Here is a 24233-nt window from a genome sequence, read left to right as displayed (position 1 = left end):
ATGCCTATCGGCAGGGACGGGTGGTTCGAAGCGGCGGCGCCGATCCGGGTCGAAGGCGGGTTGCGGGCCCGGAGCAAACGGGGCTCGATCGGGGAACAATGGTGGTCCCGCCGCTTCATCGACATCCTGGAAGAGATCTGCGACCCCGGCCGGCTGTCCCGTGGCCGCGCGTACGCACGCAAAGGCCAGGTCCTGGAGATGGGCCTCGCACCCGGGACAGTCCGTGCCCTGGTCCAGGGCTCACGACCCGAGCCCTACCAGGTCACCATCACCGTCCCCGCGTACGACGACGCCGACTGGACCCGCGTGGAGCGAGAACTCTCCAGACGAGCCCTGTACCGCGCCAAACTCCTGGCCGGCGAGATGCCCCCCGAGATCGTCGAAGTCTTCGAAACGCTGAACCTTTCCCTCTTCCCCACCACCTTCGACATGACCTGCTCCTGCCCCGACTGGTCCGACCCCTGCAAACACCTCTCGGCGGTCCTCTACCTCCTCGCCGAGTCCTTCGACGACGACCCCTTCCAAATCCTCCACTGGCGAGGCCGCCCCCGCCCCACCCTCCTGACCGCCCTCCACCCAACTCCCCCCACCCCCACACCACGCAGCCCCACTGACCTCCCCGACACGGCCAGATCAACCCTCACCCCCACCACCCCAGCCCTCAACCCAACCTCAACCCCCAACCCCACCGCCTCCGACCCATCCCCAACCGCGCTCCCCGCAGACCCCCCGTTCACCGAACGCCTGACCGACTTCTACACCCCCACCACCCCCCTCTCCCGCCTCCACCCACCCCCCACCACCACAAACCCCCCCGAACTCCTCCTCCGAGCCCTGGACCCCCCACCTCTGAAAATCCGCCACATCCCCTTGATGGACATCCTCCGTCCCGCCTACCGATCGCTCCCCGACCAGGAGGAGGAAAGGGAACGACCAAAGAACTGAACACAGAGAGCAGGAACCACTCCCACCACTAAGGCACTCACATCCACAGGCGTCAGCGGCGACTCGGGCTCGCACGGCACGACGAGTACCCGCTGCGCAATGTAGCTCCCACCCCGAGGCCGCTACCTGGAACGTCCCACTCCGACGGCAGCCGCCGCGACCTCCGCGCGTTCACACCGTCCCGGCGGCCACAATCGTGGCGACGAAGATCACTCGCGGCAGTCGACGCCGAGCTCCGCGTTCACACCGTCCCGGTGGCCACGAGCGTGGCGACGCAGACCGGTCCAGCGGTAGCCGCCGCGACCTCCGCGCGTTCACACCGTCCCGGCGGCCACAATCGTGGCGACGAAGATCACTCACGGCAGTCGACGCCGAGCTCCGCGCTCACGCAGTTCCGGTGGCCGCGAGCGCGGCGACGCAGACCGGTCCGACGGCAGTCCACGCGATCCCCACGCGCTCAGCTTCCGGCTTTCACTTGGAGCGCCGTGCCGCACTTGGCCGTGTTCCGCAGCGCTCCCCGTCCGAATACGAGGACGGGGAGCGGGTCGCCGCCATGGGGAAGTTCCTCAGGAACGCTTCCAGAAGGATCGGCGAGAGGTGGGGGGTGCGGGTGGCGGTGGGGTGGGGGGTTCGCCGGTGAGGGTGGCGAGGACGGTGAGAGCGCGGTGCCACAGGGCTTCCAGGTCGAGGTCGGGAGTCGGGGTTTCACAGGCGGCGAGGTCGCGGGCCAGGGTGGCCAGCGGACCGTCATCGCCGAGGTGGGTGGCGAGTGCGGCCAGTCGGCTGGCCAGGTCCGCCAGGTACGTCATGCGATCGGCCGGAGAGAGTGCCTGCTGGGAACGCAGCCGGCTCAGTTCCTCCGTCAACTGAGGACGGATGGTTTCGGGGGAGCGGCGGATCAACCCCGGAGCGGGGCCGGCCATGCGCTTGGCCACACCGAACCGGCCGCGAGGCGGCGCACCGGAGAGGCCGCCAAGAGGTCCGGAAGGCGGACTCGGCGGTGGGGCGAACGACGGAACCGGCGGTGGCACCGGTGACGGCGCAGATGGCGAGCCGGGTGGTGGGGCGAGCGGTGACGCGGGTGGTGAGCCGGGTGGCGGAGGTGAGGGGACACCCAGGCTGCTTCGAGACGATTCCTGGTCGCCGGCCGAGTTCCTCTGATGGCCGGCGTCGAAGAACGCCGGCGCGGCGGTGGTGAACGCCATCGGGGCGGCGGCCATCATCGGGGCCGCGTTGATGGACATGTCCCAGCCGCTCGGCGTCTCCACCGGCTGGATCACGCGGTGCGTCTTCCCACCCGGCGCGGTGACGACCCTGGTGTCCACGGCCACGAAAGCGGTGAACCGGCACAGCACCCCATGCCGCAGCGAGGTACGGATGATCTCTTGCTCCAACTCGTACTCCCCGCCGGCGTACCGGTCCTCCAGCCCACGCAGCTGAGCCCTCGCCCAGATGGCCCGCGCCACACCCGGCGCATGTGCGCTGCCGGTGTGAGGTGCACCGGGGGACGCGTCGGCGTCGGACGCGGGTCGCGGGGCCGTGCCGGCGACAGGACACGAGGAGGCGGTGGTGGCCGCTGTGGGAGGGGTGGTGCCGGGGTGTACGGAGTGCGGAGTCGCCGGTGTGCCGGCGGCGGCCGGTTGAGGGAGGGTGGCGGACGTGGTGGATGTGGGCTGGTCCGAAGGCGTGAGGTGAGGAGAGCTCGGGGGGGTTGAGGTGGGGAGGGAAGCGGTCAGGTGGTGGTCCCAGGGGTGGCCGGTGGGGGTCTGGCCGTGGATGGTGATGGCGCCACTGGCGGGGCCGCGGTAGCGGCCCCAGACGCGGAGGGGAACGCCGGGGTACAAGGAGCTCAAGTGGGTGACGGTGGCGGGGAGGACGTCGAGGCCGTCGGCTTTCAGGGTGAGGCCGTTCACCAGCGGGGAGCCGATGCGGCGGTGGATGTGCTCCATCGCTTCGTCGAGACGGTCCTCGGACTCGACGAGTTCGCAACGACCGGAGCCGAGGCCGGCGAGCCTGCCGAGGAAACCGGCGTTGACTGCCCGGTCGATGCCGACGGTGTGGACCCGGATGGCGGCGAGCCGGGAAGCAAGCCGCTCAAGGATCTGATCCTCGTTACCCACCTGTCCGTCGGTGACCAGCACCAGGACGCGATCCCGGTCCGGGGTGTTCGGATGGTCGGAGTCGTGGTCCGGGTTGTTCCGAAGGTTGAGGTCCGGGTTTGGGTGGTTCGGATGGTCCGGGTCGTGGTCTGGGTGGTTCGGACGGTTGGGGTCTCGGTCTGGGTTGTTCCGAAGGTTGGGGTCGTAGTCTGGGTGGTTCGGACGGTTGGGGTCGTGGTCTGGGTTGTTCCGAAGGTTGGGGTCGTGGTCCGGGTTGTTCGGACGGTTGGGGTCGTGGTCCGGGTTGTTCCGAAGGTTGAGGTCCGGGTTTGGGTGGTTCGGATGGTCCGGGTCGTGGTCTGGGTGGTTCGGACGGTCGGGGTCTCGGTCTGGGTTGTTCCGAAGGTCGGGGTCGTGGTCCGGGTTGTTCGGATGGTCCGGGTCCTGGTCTGGGTCGGTCAGGAGGGTGAGGGCCTGTTCCATGGGGGACAGCATTTCGGTTCCGCCGCGTGCCTCCAGGCGGGAGAGGTGCTCGACCGCGCGGTACCTGTTGCGGTCGGTCGCGGGGGACAGGCCGGGGCCGAGGTCTTGTGGACGCTCGACCACTGAGTCGAACGACAGGACGGCGAACCTGTCGTCGGTGGTGAGGGTGTCGACGATGCGAGCGGCGGCGCGGCGTGCCGCGATGATCTTCCACCCGGTCATGCTGCCCGACCGGTCCAGCAGCAACGCCACATCACGCGGCCGCCGCTTTGCGTCGTCGCCGAGGTCCGGCGGCAGGATGGTGAGCGCGAAGGTGCCGCTCCCATCGTCTGGACCGTCGGCTTTCACGCCGCTGACCGGCTCGGTGGACCGGGTCGGTTCGATGGGCCAGGTCGAGGTCGGGGTGTCGGCCGGGGTTCCGATCCTGTCGGGTGGTGCGCTGCCGGAGGAGGTGGCGCCGACGGACGAGGTGCCGGGGGGTGACTCGGGTGAGTGGGGGGTGCGGGGGTGGGAGGGCTCGGTGTCGGTAGCAGTAGCTGGGTCGGTGTCGATGTCGGTAGCAGTAGCAGTAGCAGTAGCAGTAGCAGTAGCAGGGTCGGGGTCGGGGTCGGGGAATAGTTCCAAGGAGGTGGAGGGGGCGAAGTGGAGGCGGAGGAGGAAGTCGCGGTCGAGGCGTTCGCCGGGGGTGAGGCGGAGGGTGCCGTTGTCCTCGGTGACGGTGTGGAGGCTGGAGCGGACTTCGCGGAGGTCCAGGCCGGCGGGGTCGAGGTGGACGGCAAGGGACAGGAGGACGGGGTTCGGGAAGCCGGGGAGGAGGACCGGTGGGGTGATGCGGGAGGCGTCGGGGACGGCGTCGGTGTCGGGGGCGACGCCGGAGCCGGCGGGGTCGCCGTCCAGGGGGGTGCCCGGGATGTAGCGCGGAGCCACGACCAGGGGGAAGCGGAAGGTGGCGGCGCCGTCCTCGTAGGGAAGCGGCTGGCTGAGGGTCAGACGGACGGTGACCCGTTCGCCGGGGACGATGTTGCCGACGCGGATGGTGAACACGTCGGGCCGGTCCTCCTCGGCGATGGCGGCCCGCTTGCCTTGTGCCGTCGCCTCGTCGTACTCACGCCTGGCCTCGCCGCGCTCCTTCAGCGTGCCTTCGATCACCCGGTCGTCCGCCTCCATGCGGAACGCCGTCACCGCCGCCCGGTCGGGGAGCGGGAAGACGTACGTCGCCTCCAGCGGCACGTCGTGCGGGTTCTTGAAGACCTGGGACATCTCCACGCCGCCGGTGAGGCCGTTGACGTGCGCGGTGACGTGGACGCTCTCCAGGGGCAGATTGCCCTTTCCCGTGCTCAGCGCGCCGATCCCCGCGTCGGGGAGCGGGGTGTACTCGCCGGGCTTCAGCGGGGCGATGGAAACACTCATCTCTGCTTCCCTTCGGGATCGCCGGCGGTGGTGTCGGCACGGGTGACGTGAGTCGCGACCGGATCGGCCGCGGGCCGGGTGACGGTGGTGTGCGGCAGGTCAAGGGGGGTGGTGTGGGTGGCCGTGGAGTGAGGCGGAGCCGGATCGGTGGTGGTGCGAGCCGCGGCGTCATGAATGGCTGTGCCGTGACTCGCACCGGTGCGCGTGGAGGGGTGATGGGTGGTGCTCGTGCGGGTGAGGTCGTGCGGCTCGACGGGGTCGGCCGGGGCCAGCAGGTGCCGCTCCTGAAGCACGGCCAGGAGGGTGCCGGCGGCGGTCCTGATGGCGGTGATGTCGTCCAGGCCCGGGGTCCGGCCGTCGATGAGGAGTGTCACGCCGCGTGCCAGCCGTATGCCGTGGATGAGCGCATCGCCTCCCGGAGGCGGGAGATCTGGAGGCACGCGATGGCCGCCGGGAGGTGACTCAGGTATGGCCGCGGCGAAGGTGGCGGGCCGCTCGGCCCAGAAGCGTGGCCGCGCGACGTCCGGGGTGTAGTGCGGCTCGTCGGAGGGACCGGGGTGGCCGGGTGAACGCACGGCCGGTGGTAGCAGCGGCTCCAGCGGCGAGATCGGTTCCTGGGGCACGTGGATGGCCGGAGGGGGGCCGGCTCCCGGAGAGGGGTGCGGGCCGCGAGCGTCATCGTTCCGCGAGGGGTGGAAGACCACGGGTGGCGTAGCGCGAAGGGGATCGGCCGGGGGTCGCGTAGTGCGAGCGGGGTCGGCCGGGGGTGGCGCAATGCGAGGGGGGTCGACCAGGGGTGGCGTGGTGCGAGGGGAGCCGGCCGGGGGTGGCGCCGGGATCGGGATGGGGGGACCTGGTGGGGTCGGGGTGGGGAGGTGGGCCAAGGATTCGAGGACGGAGTCGGGGGCTCCGGTGAGCTCGGACTGGATGGCGGCTATGGACAGGCCTTCGGCTTGGCGGCGTTTGACGGCCACGAGTTGGAGCAGGTGGCGGCGGCCGTACAGGGCCACGCGGCCGCGGCGGGTCAGTGGGGGGTCGAGCAGGCCGATCGTGGTGTACCAGCGGATCAGGCGCTCGTTGGGGACGTCGCGGACCCGGCCGTTGGCGCGTGGCGTGGAGGGGCCGAGGGCTTCGGCCGCTCGGTCGGCCAGCTCGCCGATGGTCCAGGTTTCGCTCATGCGACGATTATGACACTGTCATCATGACAGTGTCAACGTTTAGCGCCGGGGCCACGGGTTAGGGCATTCAACGAAGAAGGCCATCGACATCGTGCTGTTAGGGGGACACATCCTCATGGCCCAGATCACCAGCCCCTTGTCGGGCGAGAACCTCACGATCACCGGTGAGGCGCTCCAGGGTTCGCTCACCGACCTGCTCGACCTGGCGCTCGTCGGCAAGCAGGCCCACTGGAACCTGGTGGGACGGAACTTCCGCTCCCTCCACCTCCAGCTGGACGACATCGTCGCCATCGCCCGGACCCGTGCCGACGAGGTCGCGGAGCGCGCCGTGGCGCTCGGCCTGAACCCCGACGGCCGCGCGGCCACCGTCGCCAGGGACACCCAGGTGCAGCAACCGGAGGTCGGCTACCTGGAGGACTCCAAGATGGTGGCCGTCTTCACCGACGTCCTCGGCGCCATGGTGAAGCGCATGCGCGACCGTGTCACGGCCACCGAGGAGGCCGACCCGGTGACCCAGGACCTGCTCATCGCGGTCACCCAGGACCTGGAGAAGCAGCACTGGATGATCCAGGCCCAGCGCTGACGATGCCGTGAGGCGGCCGAGCGGGCCCGTGGTGACCGGACCCGGCCCGGACGGCCGTCGCCGAGGCGCGCGCCGCGGGCCGGCCGTCCGGAAAGCCCCAGGCGGTGGCTGACCCAGCGGTCGCGAGTGGGGAGAGCAACGGCGGCGCCGGCCGTCACAGGACGTCGCGGGCGAGTGGTGCGACCGGTGGCCGGGTCGTGAGCAGAGCGCGGAGCGCTTCCCAGCGCGTCCCGGCCTCGCCGGCGCCGGTGAGGCCGGCGGCGGCGAGGGCCCGGGACCACTCGGCGTCGGAGGCCGGTGCGGCGCGTTCCAGGGAGTCCAGGGCCGTGGGGCCGTCGCCGGGGTCGCGGGTGAGCAGGGTGAGCAGGTGCGGCCAGCGGATGGTGAGGAGTGCCAGCTTGGCCACCTCGTCGTCGCCGGCGCGCGGTGCTCCCGCGAGGGCCCGGCGGTAGGTGACGAACGAGTAGAACCTGAACACGTTGACGTACCGTTTCAGCTCACGCGGGTTGGTGAGGCTCAGCACCGGCAGGACGCGGCGGATGGCGGCGTACGCCTTCTCGTCACTGTAGAGGTCGTCGTACACCCGGTCGGCCGCGAGCCGCGTCGCGGCCGACAGCCCTCCGATCCGTGTCTCGGCGGGTCCGGCGTCCGCCGTCTCCTCGACCTGCCGCGCGACGGCGTCGAGGTCGTCCGCGGACGGCCGCAGCGCTCTGATCCGCGCCTCCAGCCGGTCCACCAGCTCAAGGACCGAGGTGTCCTCCCCGGTTCCCCGCCGGGCCACCGGGACGGCGGGGTGCTCGCCGGCGCCGGCCCGCACCCCGAGCAGCGCACGCAGGTACGACGGCAGCCGTTCGCCGTCGTCGAGCAGCGGCACGCTCAGCGGCAACTGCACGATCTTCTCAAGGAACCGCCACCCGAGCCCCGACCGTTCGAGCCCGCCAGGCGGCAGACTGCGGGCCAGGTCGCCGTAGGCCACCTCCACATGTGCCGCCACCACGTCGGGTTCCATGGCGAGCACGAACACGCAGTCGGGGAACTCCCCGGCGAGGAACAGGTTGACCGCCTCGATGACCTGCGCGACCGTGCCTGGCGAGCACCGGTCGAGGTCGTCCACGAAGACGACGAGCGGCCGCTCGGCGCTCGCGACCATGCCGAGCACGTGCCGCATGTCGGTCTGCACCAGGTGCAGGAACCCGGTCCTCGCCCGGTACCCGGGGTCGGGTGTCAGGCCTTCCACCAGGTCAGGCGGCGTGGTGAGCACCTCGGGCCTGCTGACCAGCCCGGCGAACGCCGTGCCTGCCGACTCGCCGAGGAAGCGCGCCAGCCGTACCACGGCGGCGACCACGGCGATCAGCGTGCCTCCCGCGCCGACGGCCGCCGCGCCGCCGCGCAGCGCCGGCCCGAGCGACGGCACCAGGGTGGCCGCCGCCAGAGCCGCGACGGTGAGCAGCAGGGTGGCGCACAGGGCCAGCGCCACGGGAAGCAGGCGGATCAGCGCCAGCCGGTACGCGCGGCGGCGCACCGCCTCGCGGTCGATCCGCGCCAGGTTGAGCGCCAGCCAGAAGCGTTCACGTTCGCCGCGAGGCAACCGGTCGGTGACCTGGCTGATGATCTCGTGTGCCAGCCCGGCCCACACCTGTTCGCCGTTCTGGTACATCCACGGGTTGAACCACACCGTGGGCCGCCAGTCGCCTTCCCGCAGCGGCAGCGTCCCCGGTACGGCACGGCCCGGCGCGCCGTCTCGCGGTGTGCGCACACGCGCGAGCACCTCGGCGTTGGTCGGCGCGGTCTGGTCCCGGTTCAGATGGATCGGCGCCGGCCGTCCCTCGGCCGCGCCGGGGTCCAGCACGTCCTGGATCATGCGCATCAGGGAGGTCTTGCCGGCTCCCCACGGCCCTTTCACGCCGATCGTCAGCGGCGGCCTGGTGTCCGGGTGGCGGATGAACGCGGCGACGGCCTCGGCGTGCACCCGGTGGCCGAGCCGGTCGGTGATGGTCCACCGGTCGCCGGTGATCCGTGTCCGGGGCCGTACGGCGCGGTGCGCGGCGCGGCGGCGCCGCAGCGCGGCGGCCACCCTGGCGTGTTCGGCCGCGTCCAGCCGCGCCGCCGCCGCGTGCCGTACGGCGGGGTCGGTGAACGGCGCACGCTCTCCGAGCAGTCCCCAGGCGAGCAGTTCACGCACGGCCTCCTCCACCTCGGTGGCGGTCTCGGCCGTACGGGCCTCGTCGCCGGCGGCCGGCGGGTCTCCCCGGGTGAGCAGGTACGCGAGGTCGGGAGTGAGGGGTTCGTCGTCGTCGAGCAGCGTGGCGCGGCGCAGCAGCCGGCGCGCGTTCTCGCCGAGGTGGACGTCGTAGACGCGTCCCACCAGCTCGGTCGCCGACAGCGGCGGCACGGGGTCGCCGGTGACGGCGAGGCGGGCCAGAGCGGTGCCGAACGCCGGCCCGAGGTGCCGCGCCGGTCCGGGGGTCGCGGCGACGCCGATCAGCTCGCCTTCGCCGTACGTCAGCAGGTACGGCCGCCGGTCCGCGCCGAGCGCGGCGCAGCGCTCCTCGGCGTACCTGAACAGGTCGCCGACGGTGACGGTGCCGTCCCCGTCCAGATCGGCGGCGCCGGACAGGATGCCGTCGGCGAGGATCGCGGTGAGCGAGACCGTGCGGCCCGGCCGTTCCCCCGGCATGGTGGCGCTCGTGGTGAGGGCCGCGGCGGCGGACACCGGCTCGCCGCTGACCCGCAGCCGTCCCACGGTCTCGTGGGAACGGCCGCCGTCCACGGTGATCAGCCAGCCGAAGTCCACGACCAGCAGCAGCGCCGCGCCGTCGGACCGCTCGACGCGCCGCGCGAACTCCGCCATCAGCGCGCCGAACTCCCTGCGTCCCCACCCCGACTCGGTGGACCATCGCACCAGCAGCAGGTCACCGGGTTCCACCGCGTCGAGGAACGCCTCCACCCGCCGTTGTTCCTCGTCGCCGCACGCGGCGGTCCGCACGGTGTACCCCTCGGCGTCGAGCGCGTGCGCCAGCCTGCGCGCGGCGTGCTCGGGGCCGTCCTCGGGGTCGAGGAAGACCAGGGCCTTGCGGTTCCTGATGGCGGGTGCCGGCGGCGCGGTAACGATCATCGAGGTCATCGGCGTGCTCCCTGGGGCGCACTGCCGATGGTGTCAACGCCGCATGGCACCTCACTCCCGCCATGCCACTTCAAGAGCGGCTTTTTACCGAGATTTGCCCTCAAGCGTGCGCGACCACCATTGCTCGGTGACGCGCGTCCCGTAGGCGTCCACCTCATGCTCGTCGTCCAGCGCGAACCCGGCCGCCTCGTAGATCCGGCGCGCCGAGGTGAGGCCCGCGACGGTCATGAGGACGATCCGGGTGTGACCGGTGGCGCGCGCGAAGACGAGGCACTCCTCGACGAGCCGGGAGCCGATGCCCATGCCGCGCGCGGACGGCTCCACCAGCAGCAGGCGAAGCTGCGCGGTGCGTTCGTCCGGGCCGCGCACGCACATGACCGAGCCGGCGGGGACCCCGTCCACCTCGGCGATCCAGCACGCCTCGCGCCGCGGGTCACGGGAGGTGGCGTACTCGGCGACGATGGCGGCGATGTAGCCCTCCATGGTGACGTCCCACCCCTGCTCCTCGGCGTACAGCGCGCCGTGGCGCTGGACGATCCAGCCGAGGTCGCCGGGCCGCGGCGGCCGGATGACGTACGGCACGGCGCCGGGTGCGGGGGACAGCACGCGGCGGATGGTGTCCATGGCCGACAGCAGACGCTCGCGGTCCCCGGCGGTGAGCGGGCCGAGCAGGTCGCGCGCGGCGCCGGCGGCGGCCTCGTCGAGCACCTTGGACGCCGCGCGGCCCTCGGCGGTGAGCCGCACCACCTGCCGCCGCGCGTCGGAGGCCGAGCGCTCCCGGGTGACCAGCCCGCCGGACTCGAACCCGGCCAGCATCCTGCTGAGGTAGCCGGCGTCCAGACCGAGCCGCCGCCGCAGTTCCGCCGACGGAAGGTCCCCGTGGCCGTACAGCTCGAACAGCACTCTGGCCTCGGTCAGCGAGTACGGCGTGTCGTGCATGCCGGCCCCGAGCACCCCGATGATCCGGGTGTAGAAGCGGTTGAACGCGCGGACGCCGCCGATGAGCTCCTGCATCGTTTGCTCCGATCAACTGTTTCGTTGACTCAGTCAAACATAAAGCGCGTCGCCGTTCCAGGGCCCGCCTCCTGATCAGGCCTCAAGATCGGCGCGCGGTATCGTCGACCGCATGGAAGCGGGGAACGGCATGCTCTTCATCGGCGGATACACCCCCGGCACCGGTGGCTCGGGGACCGGGCTGACCGTCGTGCGGCGCGAGGGGAACGGCGAGTTGAAGGCACTCGCCGAGACCGCGGCGACCGGCCCGTCGTTCCTGGCCTTCCACCCGCGGCTGCCGATCGTGTACGCGGTGCTCGAATGCGAGGAAGGCGGGGTGGCGGCCTTCTCCGCCGACGCCGAGGGGCCGGCGCTGCTGGCGGAGGGACCGAGTGGCGGCTCCTACCCCTGCCACGTCGCCGTGGACCCCTCAGGCACGTGGCTGTCGGTCGCCAACTACGGCGACGGCACCGTGGCGGTGTTCCGGCTCGGCAGCTCCGGCCTGTTCGACGGCCGTCCGCACCTGTTCCCCGGCGAGGGTCACGGCGCCGACCCCGCGCGCCAGGCCGGCCCGCACGCGCACCAGTCGACGTTCGGCCCCGGCCGCACGCTGTACGCCACCGACCTCGGCACCGACCGGATCCGCCGCTTCACGACCGGCGCCGCGCCGGCGCCGCACCCGGACGGGCCGGTGATCATGCCGGCCGGCATGGGCCCGCGCCACATGGCACGCCGCGACGGCCGCTGGTACGTCGCCGGCGAGCTGGACGGGGCCATCCGGGTGTACGACGACGGGTGGCGCGAGCTCGGCGCGGTGCCGGCCACCGGGTCCGCCGGCCGCAACCTCGTGTCGCACATCGACCTTTCCCCCGACGGCCGGCACCTGTACGCCGCCAACCGCGGCCCCGACACGATCGCGGTGTTCGGTTTCACCGGTGACGGCGGCCTCACCCTCCTGGCGGAGGTAGGCTGCGGTGGACTGTGGCCGCGCCACTTCACGGTCGCCGGCGACCACATGTACGTCGCCAACCAGCGGTCCGACAACGTCGCCGTGCTCGCCTTGCACGACGGCGTTCCGGTGCCGACGGGTCTGGCGTTCGAGGTCGGCAGCCCCTCCTGCGTGTTGCCGGCACCGGTCTGACCGCCTGTCACATGCTGGTCTAGACCAATGTTGGCGGCTGCGGCACAATGCCATGGGCGGTGACGCCGGCGGATGGGGGGAATGCCTTTCCGACGGTGCCCGCCGGCAGCCATGACGCACAAGAAGTGTGACCGCAGACCCACATCGGGAGGAAACCCGCCATGCGTATCGGTGTACTGACTGGGGGCGGAGACTGCCCTGGCCTCAACGCGGTCATCCGTGCCGTCGTCCGCAAGGGCGTGAGCGTCTACGGGCACGAGTTCGTCGGGTTCCGGGACGGCTGGCGCGGCCCGCTCGAAGGCGAGACGATGCCGCTGGAGATCTCCAGCGTGCGCGGCATCCTGCCGCGCGGCGGCACCATCCTCGGCTCCTCGCGCACCAACCCCATCAAGATCGAGGGTGGTGTCGACCGCATCAAGGCCAACCTCGCCGAGTACGGCGTCGACGCGCTCATCGCGATCGGCGGCGAGGACACCCTGGGTGTCGCCAAGCAGCTGTACGACCGGGACGTGAAGGTCGTCGGCGTGCCGAAGACCATCGACAACGACCTCAACGCCACCGACTACACCTTCGGCTTCGACACCGCGGTCAACATCGCGACCGAGGCCATCGACCGGCTGCACACCACCGCCGAGTCCCACCACCGCGCGCTGATCTGCGAGGTCATGGGCCGTCACGCGGGCTGGATCGCGCTGCACGCCGGCATGGCGGGTGGCGCCAACGTCATCCTCATCCCGGAGAAGCCGTTCGACATCGACAAGGTCTGTGAGTACGTCGAGAGCCGCTTCAAGATCCGTTACTCGCCGATCATCGTGGTCGCCGAAGGCGCGCACCCGCTGGAGGGCCAGATGGCCCTGCAGACCGGTGAGCTCGACTCCTTCGGCCACGTCCGTCTCGGCGGCATCGGCGAGATGCTGGCCCAGGAGATCGAGAAGCGCACCGGCAAGGAGGCCCGCACCACCGTGCTCGGCCACGTGCAGCGCGGCGGCACCCCGAGCGCGTACGACCGCGTGCTCGCCACCCGCTTCGGCCTGCACGCCATCGACGCGGTGAACGACGGCGACTTCGGCAAGATGGTCGCGCTGCGCGGCACCGACATCGTCCGTGCGCGCCTTGAGGAGGCGACCGCCGAGCTCAAGACGGTCCCGGTGTCCCGGTACGAGGAGGCGGAGGTCTTCTTCGGCTGACAGACCGGCGTACGGTGAACGACGACGGCCCCGGCGACATCACGTCGCCGGGGCCGTCGTCGTCAGGTCAGCGCGAGGGGCCGCCGGAGTCGAACAGCGACGGACGGCGCGCGGGGGCCGCGGGGGCCTGAGGTGGAACGATCCCGGCGCGGCGCCGCTCGATGGACGCGAGCAGCGCGGCCTCGTTCTCGATCTCCTGACGTGAGGGCATCAGGGTGACGACGAGCAGCAGGCCGAGCGTCACCAGGCTGATGCCGATGAGCAGCGGCAGCAGGAAGCTCAGCGCGGTCGCGCCGCCGACGTCCGCGGCGGGCCCCGGCCACAGGCTGACGCTGAGCGAGAACATGCCGGTGTAGTGCATGCCGCACACCGCCACCCCCATGATGAGCGCGGCGGCCGTGGTGGCGACCAGGCCCTCGACCCGCAGGGTGAACCACAGCGCGGCGGTCGCGGCCACCACGGCGATGAGCACCGAGGCCGCGACGGTCACCACGTCGTAGTGCAGGTCGGCGGGGATGCGTATCGCGGACATGCCGAGGTAGTGCATCGCGGCCACGCCGAGCCCGGTGATCAGGCCCGCGCCGGCGAGGCGCGGGAAGTGCTCGCCGCCGCGGGCCGCGAGCAGCAGCCCGATCCCTACGATGACGACCGCGACGAACGCGGAGACGACGGTGAGCGGCACATCGTAGCGGATCGACGTGCCCGGCACGGAGAAGCCCATCATCGCGATGAAGTGCATGACCCAGATGCCGGTGCCGCCGATGGCCAGGGCCGCCGCGACGAGCCAGCGGGTCCGCGCGGCCCCCTCGGTCACGCGTGCGCGGGAGGCGAGCAGCAGGCCGAGCAGAGAACCGATGACGGACATGGCATAGGACAGCACGGGGATGAGCGCCCCGTGGGAGAAGTGGTCGATGTGGGACAAGCGTGCGCTCCTTGCGGGAAACGCGAACATGGTTCGTGTTACCTGGTCATAGTGGGACGTATCCCATCATCGCTGATGTGGCTGCCAGTATTCGGCGCATCACGACCTGATTGAAGACCTGACCGAAAATGTCAGGGAACGGAAGTGTCCCGTGCTCGGAAGCCCTGCGAAAGAGGGCAGGAGTGGTCGCCATCCGGGATAAATTGAAGGGTGCCCCCGGCGCCTTCCTCCGGCCGGTGCGGCGACCCCGACCCCGACCACCCCGCCCGGAGGCCCCCATGTCCGTCGTGCCCCCGTCTGCCCTGGGCGACCCCTGCGTGCTGCTGAAGCTCGGTGAGGTCGTGCTCAAGGGCAGGAACCGCGAGCGGTTCGAGCGCCGCCTGCAGGGCAACATCAGGGCCGTGCTGCGGGAGTTCGGCGTGCCGTTCGACCTGCGCCAGCGGCACGGCGTGATCGCGATCCTGCTGCCCGAGGGCACCCCCGTGGCGACCGCCGACGCGTTCGCGCGCCGTCTCACCGACGTCGTCGGGCTCGTCTGGGTCCACCGGGCCTGGCGGGTCGCCAAGGACCCCGACGCCGTCACGGCCGCCGCGCTCGAACTGGTCGCGGGCCGTCCCGAGGTCGAGCGCCGCGCCACGTTCGCGGTGCGCTCGCGCCGCCGCGACAAGCGCTTCCCGCTGCGGTCCAACGAGCTCGACCGCATGGTGGGTGGCGAGATCAACGACAAGTACGGCCTGCCGGTGCGCCTGAAGGACCCCGAGCTGACCGTGTCCATCGAGGTCGACAGGGACGAGGTGTTCGTCTACACCGACGGACTGCCCGGCCAGGGGGGCCTGCCGGTCGGCACGAGCGGCCGGGGCCTGGTGCTGATGTCCGGAGGCATCGACTCTCCGGTCGCCGCCTACCGCATGATGCGCCGCGGGTTGCAGGTCGACTTCCTGCACTTCTCCGGCATCCCGTTCACCACCTCCGAGTCGATCTACAAGGCGTACGCGCTGATGCGGGCCCTGAGCCGGTTCCAGGGCCGTGCCCGGCTGTTCGTCGTGCCGTTCGGCAAGGCGCAGCAGTCGCTGAAGACCTCCGGCGCCGACCGGCTGCAGGTGGTGGCCCAGCGCCGTCTCATGCTGAAGACGGCCGAGGAGGTCGCGCACCGCCTGCACCGCGACGTCCTCGTCACCGGTGACTCGCTCGGCCAGGTGGCCTCGCAGACCCTGCAGAACATCACCGCGCTCGACGACGCGGTGTCCATGCCGATCCTGCGTCCGCTGATCGGCATGGACAAGAGCGAGATCATGGCCGAGGCCCGCCGCATCGGCACCCTGGAGATCTCCGAGCTCCCCGACGAGGACTGCTGCACCCTGCTCACCCCCCGCCGCGCCGAGACCCGCGCCAAGATCTCCGACCTGCGGCAGATCGAGCGGCGGCTCGACGCCGAGGAACTCGCCGTGCGCCTCGCCGACTCCATCCAGGAGTACAAGCTCGACTCCCCGAAGGCCGGGTCCGCGGAGACCGGGTCCGAGCAGGAGCCGGAGTCCGAGCAGGAGTTCGCGATGGAGCGCGCCGAGCGGTCCGCCTAGGCCGAACCCCGGACGGTCCGCCTGAGCCGGGGCCCCGGCGGGAGGAGCCCCGGCCGCCGCGTCACGCCGGGGTGAGCGCCGCGGCGGTGCGGCCCACCAGCGGCGGCAGGTCGCGCATGACGCCGGCCAGCGCGTCGAGGTCACCGTCCACCAAGGCCTGCGGCCCGTCGCACAGCGCCTGCTCTGGGTGCGGATGCACGTCGATGATCACGCCGTCCGCGCCGACCGCCACCGCCGCCCTGGTCAGCGGCAGGACCAGGTCGCGGCGGCCTCCTGAGTGGGAGGGGTCGACGATGACGGGGAGGTGGGACAGGCGCTGGACGACGGGGACGGCGGAGATGTCGAGGGTGTTGCGGGTGGCGGTCTCGAAGGTGCGGATGCCGCGTTCGCACAGGACGATGTCGAGGTTGCCGCGCTGGGCGATGTATTCGGCGGCCATGAGCCATTCCTCGATGGTGGCGCTCATGCCGCGTTTGAGCATGACGGGCCGTCCGGCGGCGCCGACGGCTTGGAGCAGGGGGAAGTTCTGCATGTTGCGGGTGCCGATCTGGAGCATGTCGGCGTGTTCGGCGACGGTGGCGACGTCGTCGGCGGCGACGACCTCGGTGACGATGGGGAGCCCGGTCTGTTCGCGTACGTCGGTGAGGATGCGCAGGCCTTCGACGCCGAGTCCTTGGAAGGCGTAGGGGGAGGTGCGGGGTTTGTAGGCGCCGCCGCGCAGCAGGGTGGCGCCGGCGGCCTTGGCCATCAGCGCGGCCTGCAGGGTCTGGTCGGGGGTCTCCACCGCGCACGGCCCCGCGATCAGCGTCACCGTGTCGGGACCGATCGGCACACCACCGACCCGCACCGTCGTCCGGTCGGGATGGTTCTCCCGGCTGACCAGCTTGTACGGCGCGGTGATGCGCATGACGTCGGCCACGCCGCGCATGCCGGCGAGGTCGAGTGTGCCGAACTGCGCGACGTCCCCGACCAGCCCGATGATCGTGCGGCTCACGCCGCGGCTGACGAACGCGCTGCCGCCTGCCGCGGCGACCACCTCGACGACCGCGTCGACGTCCTGCCGAGTGGCTTCCGGAGCCATGACGATGACCATGTTCTTCGTCCTTCCCGCAACGAAAAAGGCCCCGGGTCCAGATGGACCCGGGGCCTTTGTGACGTTTACCTGTCAGCGCAGCGTCTGACGGCGAACGGTCCGCTCCACGGGTCCGTCGCCATACCAAAACTCGATCGCTGTACGCATCGTGATCGAGTGTAGCGCAGCCCTCGACCGCCGCGCCGCCCCCGGGTGCCGATGCCGCGCGGCGCGGGACGCGATGGGAGGATGACTGCGTGCCGGACTCTACCGAGGAAGACCGACTGCCCCCCGGGCAGTACGTCCCGCGCGGCCGACCGGTCGTCCACTACGGACGCGTCCCGGCGTTCCGGCCGGAGACCTGGAGCTTCTCGGTTTTCGGCGCCACCGCCTCGGGGGAGGAGACCCGCCTCACGTGGCCGGAGTTCTCCGGCCTGCCGAAGGTCAACGTGCTCGCCGACTTCCACTGCGTCACGAAGTTCTCCCTGATGGGGAACGAATGGGGTGGCGTGCCGGCCGGCGCGCTGCTCGCCGCCGCGCCACCGGCGCCGGACGTCCGGCACGTCATGATCTGGGGTGAGTACGGCTACAGCGCCAACCTGCGCATGGCGGACTTCGACCGCGACACCACGCTGTTCGCGACCGAGCTCGACGACAAGCCCCTCACCCCCGACCGGGGCCACCCGGTGCGGGTCGTCGTGCCCCACCTGTACGCGTGGAAGAGCGTGAAATGGGTGCGCGCCGTGGAGTACCTCACCGAGGACCGGCGCGGATTCTGGGAGGACCGGGGCTACCACAACGTCGGCGACCCCTGGCGCGAGCAGCGGTACTCCTACCAGGAGGACCCCGGCGAGGGTCCCGCGTAGCGTTCGCCCCCGATCACGGCCCGTCACCTATTACGGTTTGCCGCATGCCAGACAGCGTATGGGTGGTGCTGTGCGTCGTCGTCGGCGTCGCCGGGTACGTCCTCGGCCGCCGCGTGCGCGGACGCGGCGACGACGGCACGGCGGCGGCCCACGCCACCTTGCACGTCGCCGCGATGGCCGCGCCGTACCTGCGGGCCGGGCTCACCCGCGAGTCGGCCCGCCGCGCCGTACGTCACCTGCGCGCGCTCGCGGCCACGTCCGCGCTCGCCGTCACCTCCACCGACCAGCTCCTCGCCTGGGACGGCCCCTGGGAGACCCTCAGCGAGGAGCAGGTGCGCGACCTGCTCGGCCACGTCTCGGGGGTGCTCGCCGGCGGCAGGCCCTACCTTGTGGCGGGGGACGACCTGTTCTGCGAGGCCGACGACTGCGCGGTACGCAGCGCCGTGGTGGTGCCGCTCACCGCCGGGGGCCGGGTGATCGGCGCGCTGGCCGCCTTCCACCCGCAGGTCGGGGCCACACTGGTGCGGGCCGCCACCGAGCTCGGCCGGTGGGTGTCGGGACAGCTGGAACTGGCCGAACTGGACGCCACCCGGCGCCGCGCGCTCGCCGCCGAGACCCGTGCCCTGCGCGCGCAGATCTCGCCGCACTTCGTGTGCAACTCGCTCGCCACCATCGCGTCGTTCACCCGCACCGAGCCGGCCCGCGCGCGCGAACTGCTGCTGGACTTCGCCGAGTTCGCCAGGCACGCGCTGCGCCGCGCCGGCGACTTCACCACGCTGTCGGACGAGCTGACCTGCGTCGACCGCTACCTGCTGCTGGAACGTGCCAGGTTCGGCAGCAAGCTCAGATATGTCGTGGACGTGGTGCGCGAGGTGCTTCCCGTCCCCGTGCCGTTCCTGTGCCTGCAACCGCTGGTGGAGAACGCCATCACCCACGGCATCCGCCGCGGCGGCGGCAGCGGCGAGGTCAGCGTGGTGGTGCGCGACGCCGGGGACGAGGTACACATCACCGTCGAGGACGACGGCGCCGGCATGGACCCGGCCCGCGTGCGCGACCTGCTCGACGGCGAGCCGCCGATCGGCGACAGCGGCATCGGTCTCGCCAACGTCGACGTGCGGCTGCGCCAGATCTACGGCCAGGACTACGGCCTGGCCATCGACACCGCGCCTGGAGAGGGCACCACGGTCCGCATGAGGCTCCCCAAGCGGCATCCGCGTCCATAACTCGGTGTCGTCAGGCAACCACACAATGTCGCGACAGGTCTTGCCTGGCGGGTGTCCGGGACGGCAGCGTATGGGCCATGCTCCGTGTGCTGGCAGTTGACGACGAGGAACACGCGCTGTCGGAGCTCGCCTACCTGCTGCGGCAGGACAGCCGTGTCGAGCAGGTGCTCACCGCCTCCGACGGCGTGGCCGCGCTGCAGGACATGGTGGCGATGATCGGCGCGGGGGAGCGGCTCGACTGCGTCTTCCTCGACATCCGCATGCCTGGTCTCGACGGTCTCGACCTGGCCCGCCTGATCGGCGCGTTCCCCGTCCCGCCGAAGCTCGTGTTCGTCACCGCTCACGACGACCGCGCCGTCCAGGCGTTCGAGCTGGAGGCGGTCGACTACCTGCTCAAGCCGCTGCGTCCCGACCGCCTGGCCGAGGCCGTACGCCGCCTGGAGCTCGCCACGTACGGCTCGGCCACCGCCGACGCCGGCACAGAGGACGTGATCCCCGTGGAACTCGGGGGACGCACCAGCTTCATCCCCCAGCACGCCGTGAGCTACGCTGAGGCCAGCGGCGACTACGTCCGCCTCCACACCGCCGACGGCACCCACCTGGTCCGCATGTCGCTGGCCGCGCTGGAACGCCGCTGGGGCCCGCTGGGGTTCATCCGCGTCCACCGCAGCACCCTGGTCTCCGCGCGTCACGTCACGGAGATGCGCTTCGAGGAAGGCAGCGCCTTCCTGAAGGTCGGCGACGTGACCTTGAAGGTCAGCCGCCGCCACACCCGCCACGTGCGGGAACGGCTCGTCCGCCAGACCCGGCCCCTGCCGGCCCCTCCCGACGCGGTACCGCGGCCCTGACGCGCCTGAGCGGGCCCGGCGCGGCGTCTGGCGGGCACCGCGCCTCCGCTCACCGTCAGACCGCGGCCCGTTCGTCCCCGCCGACCGGCACCCGGCGGCCTCGTCGCGCCATCGCCGCCGGGTCCGGCCGCGCCGCCGAAACCCCCTGCACGAATGCCCTCGGCTCGCCGCTCGTCGTCCGGCGGCCACCGCTCGTCGCGTCGGAACGCTCCGCACAACGCTGACTACTGACCGTTGAGCGAGCCATCTTCCAACGACCTCACACGCCGCCGATTACCCGACGTAATGTCGTGCCCGTCGAGAGCCACACCGTGTGACCAGGCCCAACGCAGCCCTGGTCGTACGGTTCCGATGGTGGCCGCCACATGGTGACGCGCACCCGCGCACCCGGCGACCGCCAGAGGCCACCGGGCCCTGACCGGGGGGTAGGGCCGGGTGGCCTCGGCGAGGCGGGGTGTTCGCCGGCCGGCCGCGAGACGGCCCTGCACACGATCCGGCCCACTAGGGGGGCGGCCGGATCGCGTCCGCGAACACCCCGCCCGACGCCGTTCCGATCGCGACGGGTGGTAGTCCTGTCCAGAGGGCCGCAAGGACGTCCCTGCCGACGATCACCGTGGAAGGGCCGGGTTGTGACGATCACGCCGATGCCGGAGTTCCGGCTGGAGACCTATCTGTCGCGGTGGGAGTTCGCCGCCGAGCACCACCTGACGGCGTCGGACGCCGAGACCCTGACCGTCGCGGAGCTGCTCGGCCTCGGGACCGAGGACGACCGGCGCGCGTTCATGGAACAGCCGCTCGGCTACATCGAGACGTGGGGGACCGGACGGCTGCGGGAGGCGGTGGCGGCGACGTACGAGACGTGCGGGCCGCAGGACGTGCTCGCCTTCACCGGGGCCGAGGAGGCGATCTTCTGGGTGATGGGGGTGCTCGCCGGCCCCGGCGACCACGTGATCGTCACGGTGCCGAACTACCAGTCGATGGAGACGGTGCCGCTGACCTCCGGGGCCGAGGTGACCGGAGTGCCGCTCGACCCGGCCGACGGGTGGCGGCTCGACGTCGAGGCGGTGCGCGCCGCGATCCGGCCCTCGACCAAAGTCGTGGCGGTCAACTTCCCCAACAACCCCACCGGGGCCGTCCCCGATCATCAGACGTGGCGTGCCCTGGTGGAGCTGTGTGAGGAGCGGGGGGTCCGGCTGGTGTCGGACGAGGTGTACCGGGGGCTGGAGAGCGACAGGGAACGCATGCTGCCGCAGGCCGCCGACCTGTCACCGACGGCGGTGTCGATCAACGTGATGTCCAAGTCGTACGGCATGCCGGGGCTGCGGGTGGGGTGGGTCGCGAGCCACGACCACGCGCTGCTGGAAACGCTGGAACGGCACAAGCACTACACGTCGATCTGCGGCGCCGTGCCGAGCGAGTTCCTCGCGGCCGTCGCGCTCGGGGCCGGGGAGCGGATCCAGGCACGCAACCGGAAGATCATCGCCGGCAACCTGCCGGTGTTCGCCGGCTTCTTCGCCTCCCACGAGGACCTGTTCGAGTGGTCGCCTCCCGAAGGCGGCTGCGTCGCCTTCCCCCGCTACCTCGGTACGGACGGCGTGGAGGCCTTCTGCCGTGACCTGGTGGAGACGGCCGGGGTGGTGCTGCTCCCCGCGAGCATCTACGCCTCCACGCTCGCGGCCGTCCCCGCCGACCGGTTCCGCATCGGTGTCGGCCGCCGTGACCCCGGCCCGGCCCTGGCCGCCTTCGACCGCTTCCTCACCGGCCGCCGCCGTACCTAGGCGTCCGTGCCGTCCCTCAGCCGCTTGAGCAGCAGGATGTCCTGATGGTGACGCTCACCCTTGCCGGGGGTCTCGATGCACAGCGGCACGCCGGCCGCGGCGGGGTGGCGCATCAGGGTGCCGAACGCCGCGGCGCCGACGTGGCCGGCGCCGATGTTCTCGTGGTGGTCCCGCTTGGAACCGCACGGGTCCTTGGAGTCGTTGGCGTGGACCAGTCTCAGGCGGCCGGGGGCGATGGCCTCCAGAGCGTCCAGGGTCTCGGTGACGCCGCGCTCGGTGGACAGGTCGTGGCCGGCGGCGAAGGCGTGACAGGTGTCCAGGCAGACACAGGCACGGGGGTGGTGGTCCAGCGCGCCGAGATAGGGGCCGAGGTCCTGCACTGTGGCGCACAGCATGTTGCCCTGGCCCGCCATGGGTTCCAGCAGCAGGTCGGGGCCGTCGGCGGGAATCTCGTCCAGGATCGGGAGCAGGTGCTCACGCAGGCCGCGCAGAGCCGCCTCCCGGGTCTGGCTGACGGCGGAACCGGTGTGCACGACGACGCCGCGCGCACCGAGCTCACGGCCGCGGCGCAGCGCGTGGCGGATCGACGCCGCCGACTTCTCCAGGATCGCCGGGTCGGGGGACCCCATGTTGACCAGGTAGGACGTGTGGATGAACACCGGGACGCCGCTGCCGCGCAGCGATGCGTCCTCGGCCGGGTTGCCGTCGGTCAGGGCCCAGCCCCGGGGGTTGGTGACGAACACCTGAACGACCTCGGCGTCGATCTCGGTGGCGTACTTCAGGCCGCCGGTCGCGAGGCCGCCGGCCACGAACACGTGGCCGCCGATGGGTGAGGTAGGGGTCATCGCATGCCGGGACCGCCGCAGTCGGCGGCGTGCCCTCTCCTTCGGTGTCGGCTGGCGTTCCCTGACGCGGAAACGCAGGTCAGATGCGCTCCAGCTTAGGACAGTCGCCGGGGGCCTCCGGCCTGTTGGAGCATGACACGAAAAGTCCCGGCGATGCGCGGCCCGGTTCGGAGTCATCGCCACTGGACCGGCCGCGGGGCCGGGCGATCTACTGGCTGTCATGCCGCACGTCACCCCGGCGCACGCCGGCTTGGCCGCGCTCAACGCCCTGCCCGAACCCGAGGCGCGGCGCGAGCTGCTCGCCTGCTGCGCGTCCACGGCCTTCGCCGCCGAGGTGGCCGCGGCGCGGCCCTTCGCGTCGGCGGACGACCTCGCGGACACGGCCGCCGCCACCGTGCTCGGCCTGACCTGGCCGCAGGTCCTCCAGGCGCTGGCGGCGCACCCCCGCATCGGCGAGCGCGCCGCGGGTACGGGACGTGAGTCGGCCTGGTCGCGCCGCGAGCAGGCCGGCGCCGACGGCGCGGACGAGGATGTCCTCACCGGACTCGCGGACGGCAACGCCGCCTACGAACGGCGGTTCGGCCACGTGTACCTGGTCTGCGCCACCGGGCTGACCGCCGCCGAGATGCTGGACCGGCTGACGGCGCGCCTCGGCAACGACGAACCGGCCGAACGCGCCGTCGTGCGCGAGGAACTCGCCAAGATCACCAGATTGCGGGTGGGGAAACTGCTGACCGCGGGCAGGGAGGCTCCATGAGCCTGTCCACGCACGTCCTGGACGCCACCCTCGGCCGTCCCGCCGAAGGCGTCGCCGTCCGGCTGGAACGCGACGGCCGCGCCGTGGCGACGGGAAGCACCGACCACGACGGCCGGCTGCGCGACTGGCTGCCGGACGGCGAGCCGGAAGCCGGGACGTACCGGCTCGTCTTCGGCACCGGGGAGTACTTCACCCGTCTCGGCGTGGACGCGTTCTACCCCGAGGTCGTCGTGACGTTCACCGTCGCCGACCCCGCGGCGCACCACCACGTGCCGCTGCTGCTCAGCCCGTTCGCCTACTCGACCTACCGTGGGAGCTAGCCGTGACCGTCGTCCTCGGCGCCAACCGCTACGGCAAGGCGGAGACCCGCGTCGTCCGCGTCACCCGCGACGGGGACACGCATCACATCAAGGACTGCAACGTCAGCGTGGCCCTGTCAGGTGACCTGGCCGCCACCCACCTGACCGGCGACAACTCCGCCGTCCTGCCGACCGACTCGCAGAAGAACACCGTCTACGCCTTCGCGCGCGAGCACGGCGTCGGCCAGATCGAGGACTTCGCGCTGCTGCTCGCGCGGCACTTCACCGCCTCGCAGCCGGCCGTCCGCCACGCACGGGTCGCGATCGAGGAGTACTCCTGGGAACGGCAGGGCCCGCACTCGTTCTCCCGCGCCGCCGCCGAGGTGCGCACCTGCGTCGTCCACCACGACAAGGACGGGAGCACCAGCGTGGTGTCGGGCCTGCGCGATCTGGTGCTGCTCAACACCACCGGCTCGGAGTTCCACGGTTTCGCCGAGGACCGTTACACCACGCTCCCGCCGGCCACCGACCGCGTCCTCGCCACCGCCGTCACCGCGGGGTGGCGCCACCACCCGTCGGCGGCCGGGTCCCGCGACTACGGGAAATCCTACGAACAGGTGCGGCGATGCCTGATCGAGGCGTTCGCCGGCACGCACAGCCTGTCCCTGCAGCAGACCCTGTACGCCATGGGCTCGCGCGTGCTCACCACCCGTGAGGAGATCTGCGAGGTACGTCTGGCGCTCCCCAACAAACACCACTTCCTCGTCGACCTCACCCCCTTCGGGCTGGACAACGACAACGAGGTCTACTTCGCGGCCGACCGTCCGTACGGCCTCATCGAAGGCACCGTGCGGCACGACGACGCCCCCGATCCCGGTCCGGCGTGGGACTAGAGCAAGGAGC

The 24233-nt window shown here is 71.7% G+C and carries 19 protein-coding genes; 12 read left to right on the top strand and 7 right to left on the bottom strand.

All coding sequences use genetic code 11. The features are described 5' to 3' along the window. A complete protein-coding gene (locus BJ992_RS20180; RefSeq protein WP_184983290.1) occupies positions 1-945 on the top strand; it encodes an SWIM zinc finger family protein in 945 nt (314 codons plus the stop codon). Between the two features lie 566 nt (positions 946-1511). Here BJ992_RS20180 and BJ992_RS33025 read toward each other — a convergent pair. Both BJ992_RS33025 and BJ992_RS20160 read right to left on the bottom strand, forming a co-directional pair. Next, on the bottom strand, positions 1512-4937 hold the full coding sequence (locus BJ992_RS33025; RefSeq protein ID WP_246496723.1) for a VIT domain-containing protein: 3426 nt from the start codon (positions 4935-4937) through the stop codon (positions 1512-1514). Continuing rightward, positions 4934-6115: a helix-turn-helix domain-containing protein gene (locus BJ992_RS20160; RefSeq protein WP_184983288.1), complete on the bottom strand. Its 1182-nt coding sequence runs from the start codon at positions 6113-6115 to the stop codon at positions 4934-4936. Before BJ992_RS20160 ends, BJ992_RS33025 begins: the two co-directional genes overlap by 4 nt. Positions 6116-6206: 91 nt before the next feature. Between BJ992_RS20160 and BJ992_RS20155 the strand changes: the two genes are divergently transcribed. Continuing rightward, positions 6207-6698 (top strand): Dps family protein, encoded by a 492-nt coding sequence (locus tag BJ992_RS20155; protein ID WP_343072771.1) that lies wholly within the window; start codon positions 6207-6209, stop codon positions 6696-6698. A 154-nt stretch (positions 6699-6852) separates the two neighbouring features. On the opposite strand, the gene BJ992_RS20150 is transcribed toward BJ992_RS20155, so the two are convergent. Together BJ992_RS20150 and BJ992_RS20145 are read right to left on the bottom strand one after the other, a co-directional pair. Next, positions 6853-9822, bottom strand: coding sequence for a P-loop NTPase fold protein (locus BJ992_RS20150; RefSeq protein ID WP_184983287.1), 2970 nt, complete (start codon positions 9820-9822; stop codon positions 6853-6855). 84 nt (positions 9823-9906) lie between these two features. Further along, entirely contained in the window at positions 9907-10836 is a 930-nt protein-coding gene (locus BJ992_RS20145; protein ID WP_184983285.1) for a bifunctional helix-turn-helix transcriptional regulator/GNAT family N-acetyltransferase, read from the bottom strand. A gap of 112 nt (positions 10837-10948) precedes the next feature. On the opposite strand from BJ992_RS20145, the gene BJ992_RS20140 reads away from it, so the two are divergent. Together BJ992_RS20140 and BJ992_RS20135 are read left to right on the top strand one after the other, a co-directional pair. Beyond that, positions 10949-11956 (top strand): lactonase family protein, encoded by a 1008-nt coding sequence (locus BJ992_RS20140; protein ID WP_184983283.1) that lies wholly within the window; start codon positions 10949-10951, stop codon positions 11954-11956. 161 nt (positions 11957-12117) lie between these two features. Continuing rightward, a complete protein-coding gene (locus BJ992_RS20135) occupies positions 12118-13143 on the top strand; it encodes a 6-phosphofructokinase (RefSeq protein WP_184983281.1) in 1026 nt (341 codons plus the stop codon). A 67-nt stretch (positions 13144-13210) separates the two neighbouring features. Here BJ992_RS20135 and BJ992_RS20130 read toward each other — a convergent pair whose 3' ends face one another. Further along, positions 13211-14065 carry an MHYT domain-containing protein gene (locus tag BJ992_RS20130; protein ID WP_184983279.1) on the bottom strand — a complete coding sequence of 285 codons (855 nt, stop codon included), beginning with the start codon at positions 14063-14065 and terminating at the stop codon, positions 13211-13213. A gap of 278 nt (positions 14066-14343) precedes the next feature. Here BJ992_RS20130 and thiI point away from each other — a divergent pair, with 278 nt between their 5' ends. Further along, positions 14344-15642: a tRNA uracil 4-sulfurtransferase ThiI gene (thiI, locus tag BJ992_RS20125; protein WP_184983277.1), complete on the top strand. Its 1299-nt coding sequence runs from the start codon at positions 14344-14346 to the stop codon at positions 15640-15642. 61 nt (positions 15643-15703) lie between these two features. On the opposite strand, the gene aroF is transcribed toward thiI, so the two are convergent. Beyond that, complete coding sequence (gene aroF / locus BJ992_RS20120) at positions 15704-16735, bottom strand: 3-deoxy-7-phosphoheptulonate synthase (protein ID WP_184983268.1); 1032 nt, start codon at positions 16733-16735, stop codon at positions 15704-15706. 236 nt (positions 16736-16971) lie between these two features. Between aroF and BJ992_RS20115 the strand changes: the two genes are divergently transcribed. The 4 genes from BJ992_RS20115 to BJ992_RS20100 all read left to right on the top strand — a co-directional run bounded on the left by BJ992_RS20115 (position 16972) and on the right by BJ992_RS20100 (position 21429). After that, a complete protein-coding gene (locus BJ992_RS20115) occupies positions 16972-17580 on the top strand; it encodes a molybdopterin-dependent oxidoreductase (protein ID WP_184983266.1) in 609 nt (202 codons plus the stop codon). A gap of 44 nt (positions 17581-17624) precedes the next feature. After that, positions 17625-18803, top strand: coding sequence for a histidine kinase (locus BJ992_RS20110; protein WP_184983264.1), 1179 nt, complete (start codon positions 17625-17627; stop codon positions 18801-18803). A 77-nt stretch (positions 18804-18880) separates the two neighbouring features. Beyond that, complete coding sequence (locus BJ992_RS20105; RefSeq protein WP_184983262.1) at positions 18881-19651, top strand: LytR/AlgR family response regulator transcription factor; 771 nt, start codon at positions 18881-18883, stop codon at positions 19649-19651. Between the two features lie 629 nt (positions 19652-20280). Further along, positions 20281-21429, top strand: coding sequence for an aminotransferase class I/II-fold pyridoxal phosphate-dependent enzyme (locus BJ992_RS20100; protein WP_343072770.1), 1149 nt, complete (start codon positions 20281-20283; stop codon positions 21427-21429). On the opposite strand, the gene BJ992_RS20095 is transcribed toward BJ992_RS20100, so the two are convergent. Then, positions 21426-22274, bottom strand: coding sequence for a deoxyribonuclease IV (locus tag BJ992_RS20095; protein ID WP_184983260.1), 849 nt, complete (start codon positions 22272-22274; stop codon positions 21426-21428). The genes BJ992_RS20100 and BJ992_RS20095 overlap by 4 nt on opposite strands. A gap of 220 nt (positions 22275-22494) precedes the next feature. Between BJ992_RS20095 and uraD the strand changes: the two genes are divergently transcribed. From uraD to pucL, 3 genes are read left to right on the top strand one after another with little or no spacing between them, the layout of a single operon-like run. Further along, positions 22495-23031 (top strand): 2-oxo-4-hydroxy-4-carboxy-5-ureidoimidazoline decarboxylase, encoded by a 537-nt coding sequence (uraD, locus tag BJ992_RS20090; protein WP_184983257.1) that lies wholly within the window; start codon positions 22495-22497, stop codon positions 23029-23031. Continuing rightward, complete coding sequence (gene uraH / locus BJ992_RS20085) at positions 23028-23351, top strand: hydroxyisourate hydrolase (protein ID WP_184983256.1); 324 nt, start codon at positions 23028-23030, stop codon at positions 23349-23351. The genes uraD and uraH overlap by 4 nt, the downstream gene beginning before the upstream one ends. A 2-nt stretch (positions 23352-23353) precedes the next feature. Next, positions 23354-24223 (top strand): factor-independent urate hydroxylase, encoded by an 870-nt coding sequence (pucL, locus tag BJ992_RS20080; protein WP_184983247.1) that lies wholly within the window; start codon positions 23354-23356, stop codon positions 24221-24223. Positions 24224-24233: the final 10 nt, after the last annotated feature.

The sequence above is a fragment of the Sphaerisporangium rubeum genome (genome assembly GCF_014207705.1).
Lineage (GTDB): Bacteria > Actinomycetota > Actinomycetes > Streptosporangiales > Streptosporangiaceae > Sphaerisporangium > Sphaerisporangium rubeum.
This window is presented reverse-complemented; position numbering and strand designations above follow the sequence as displayed.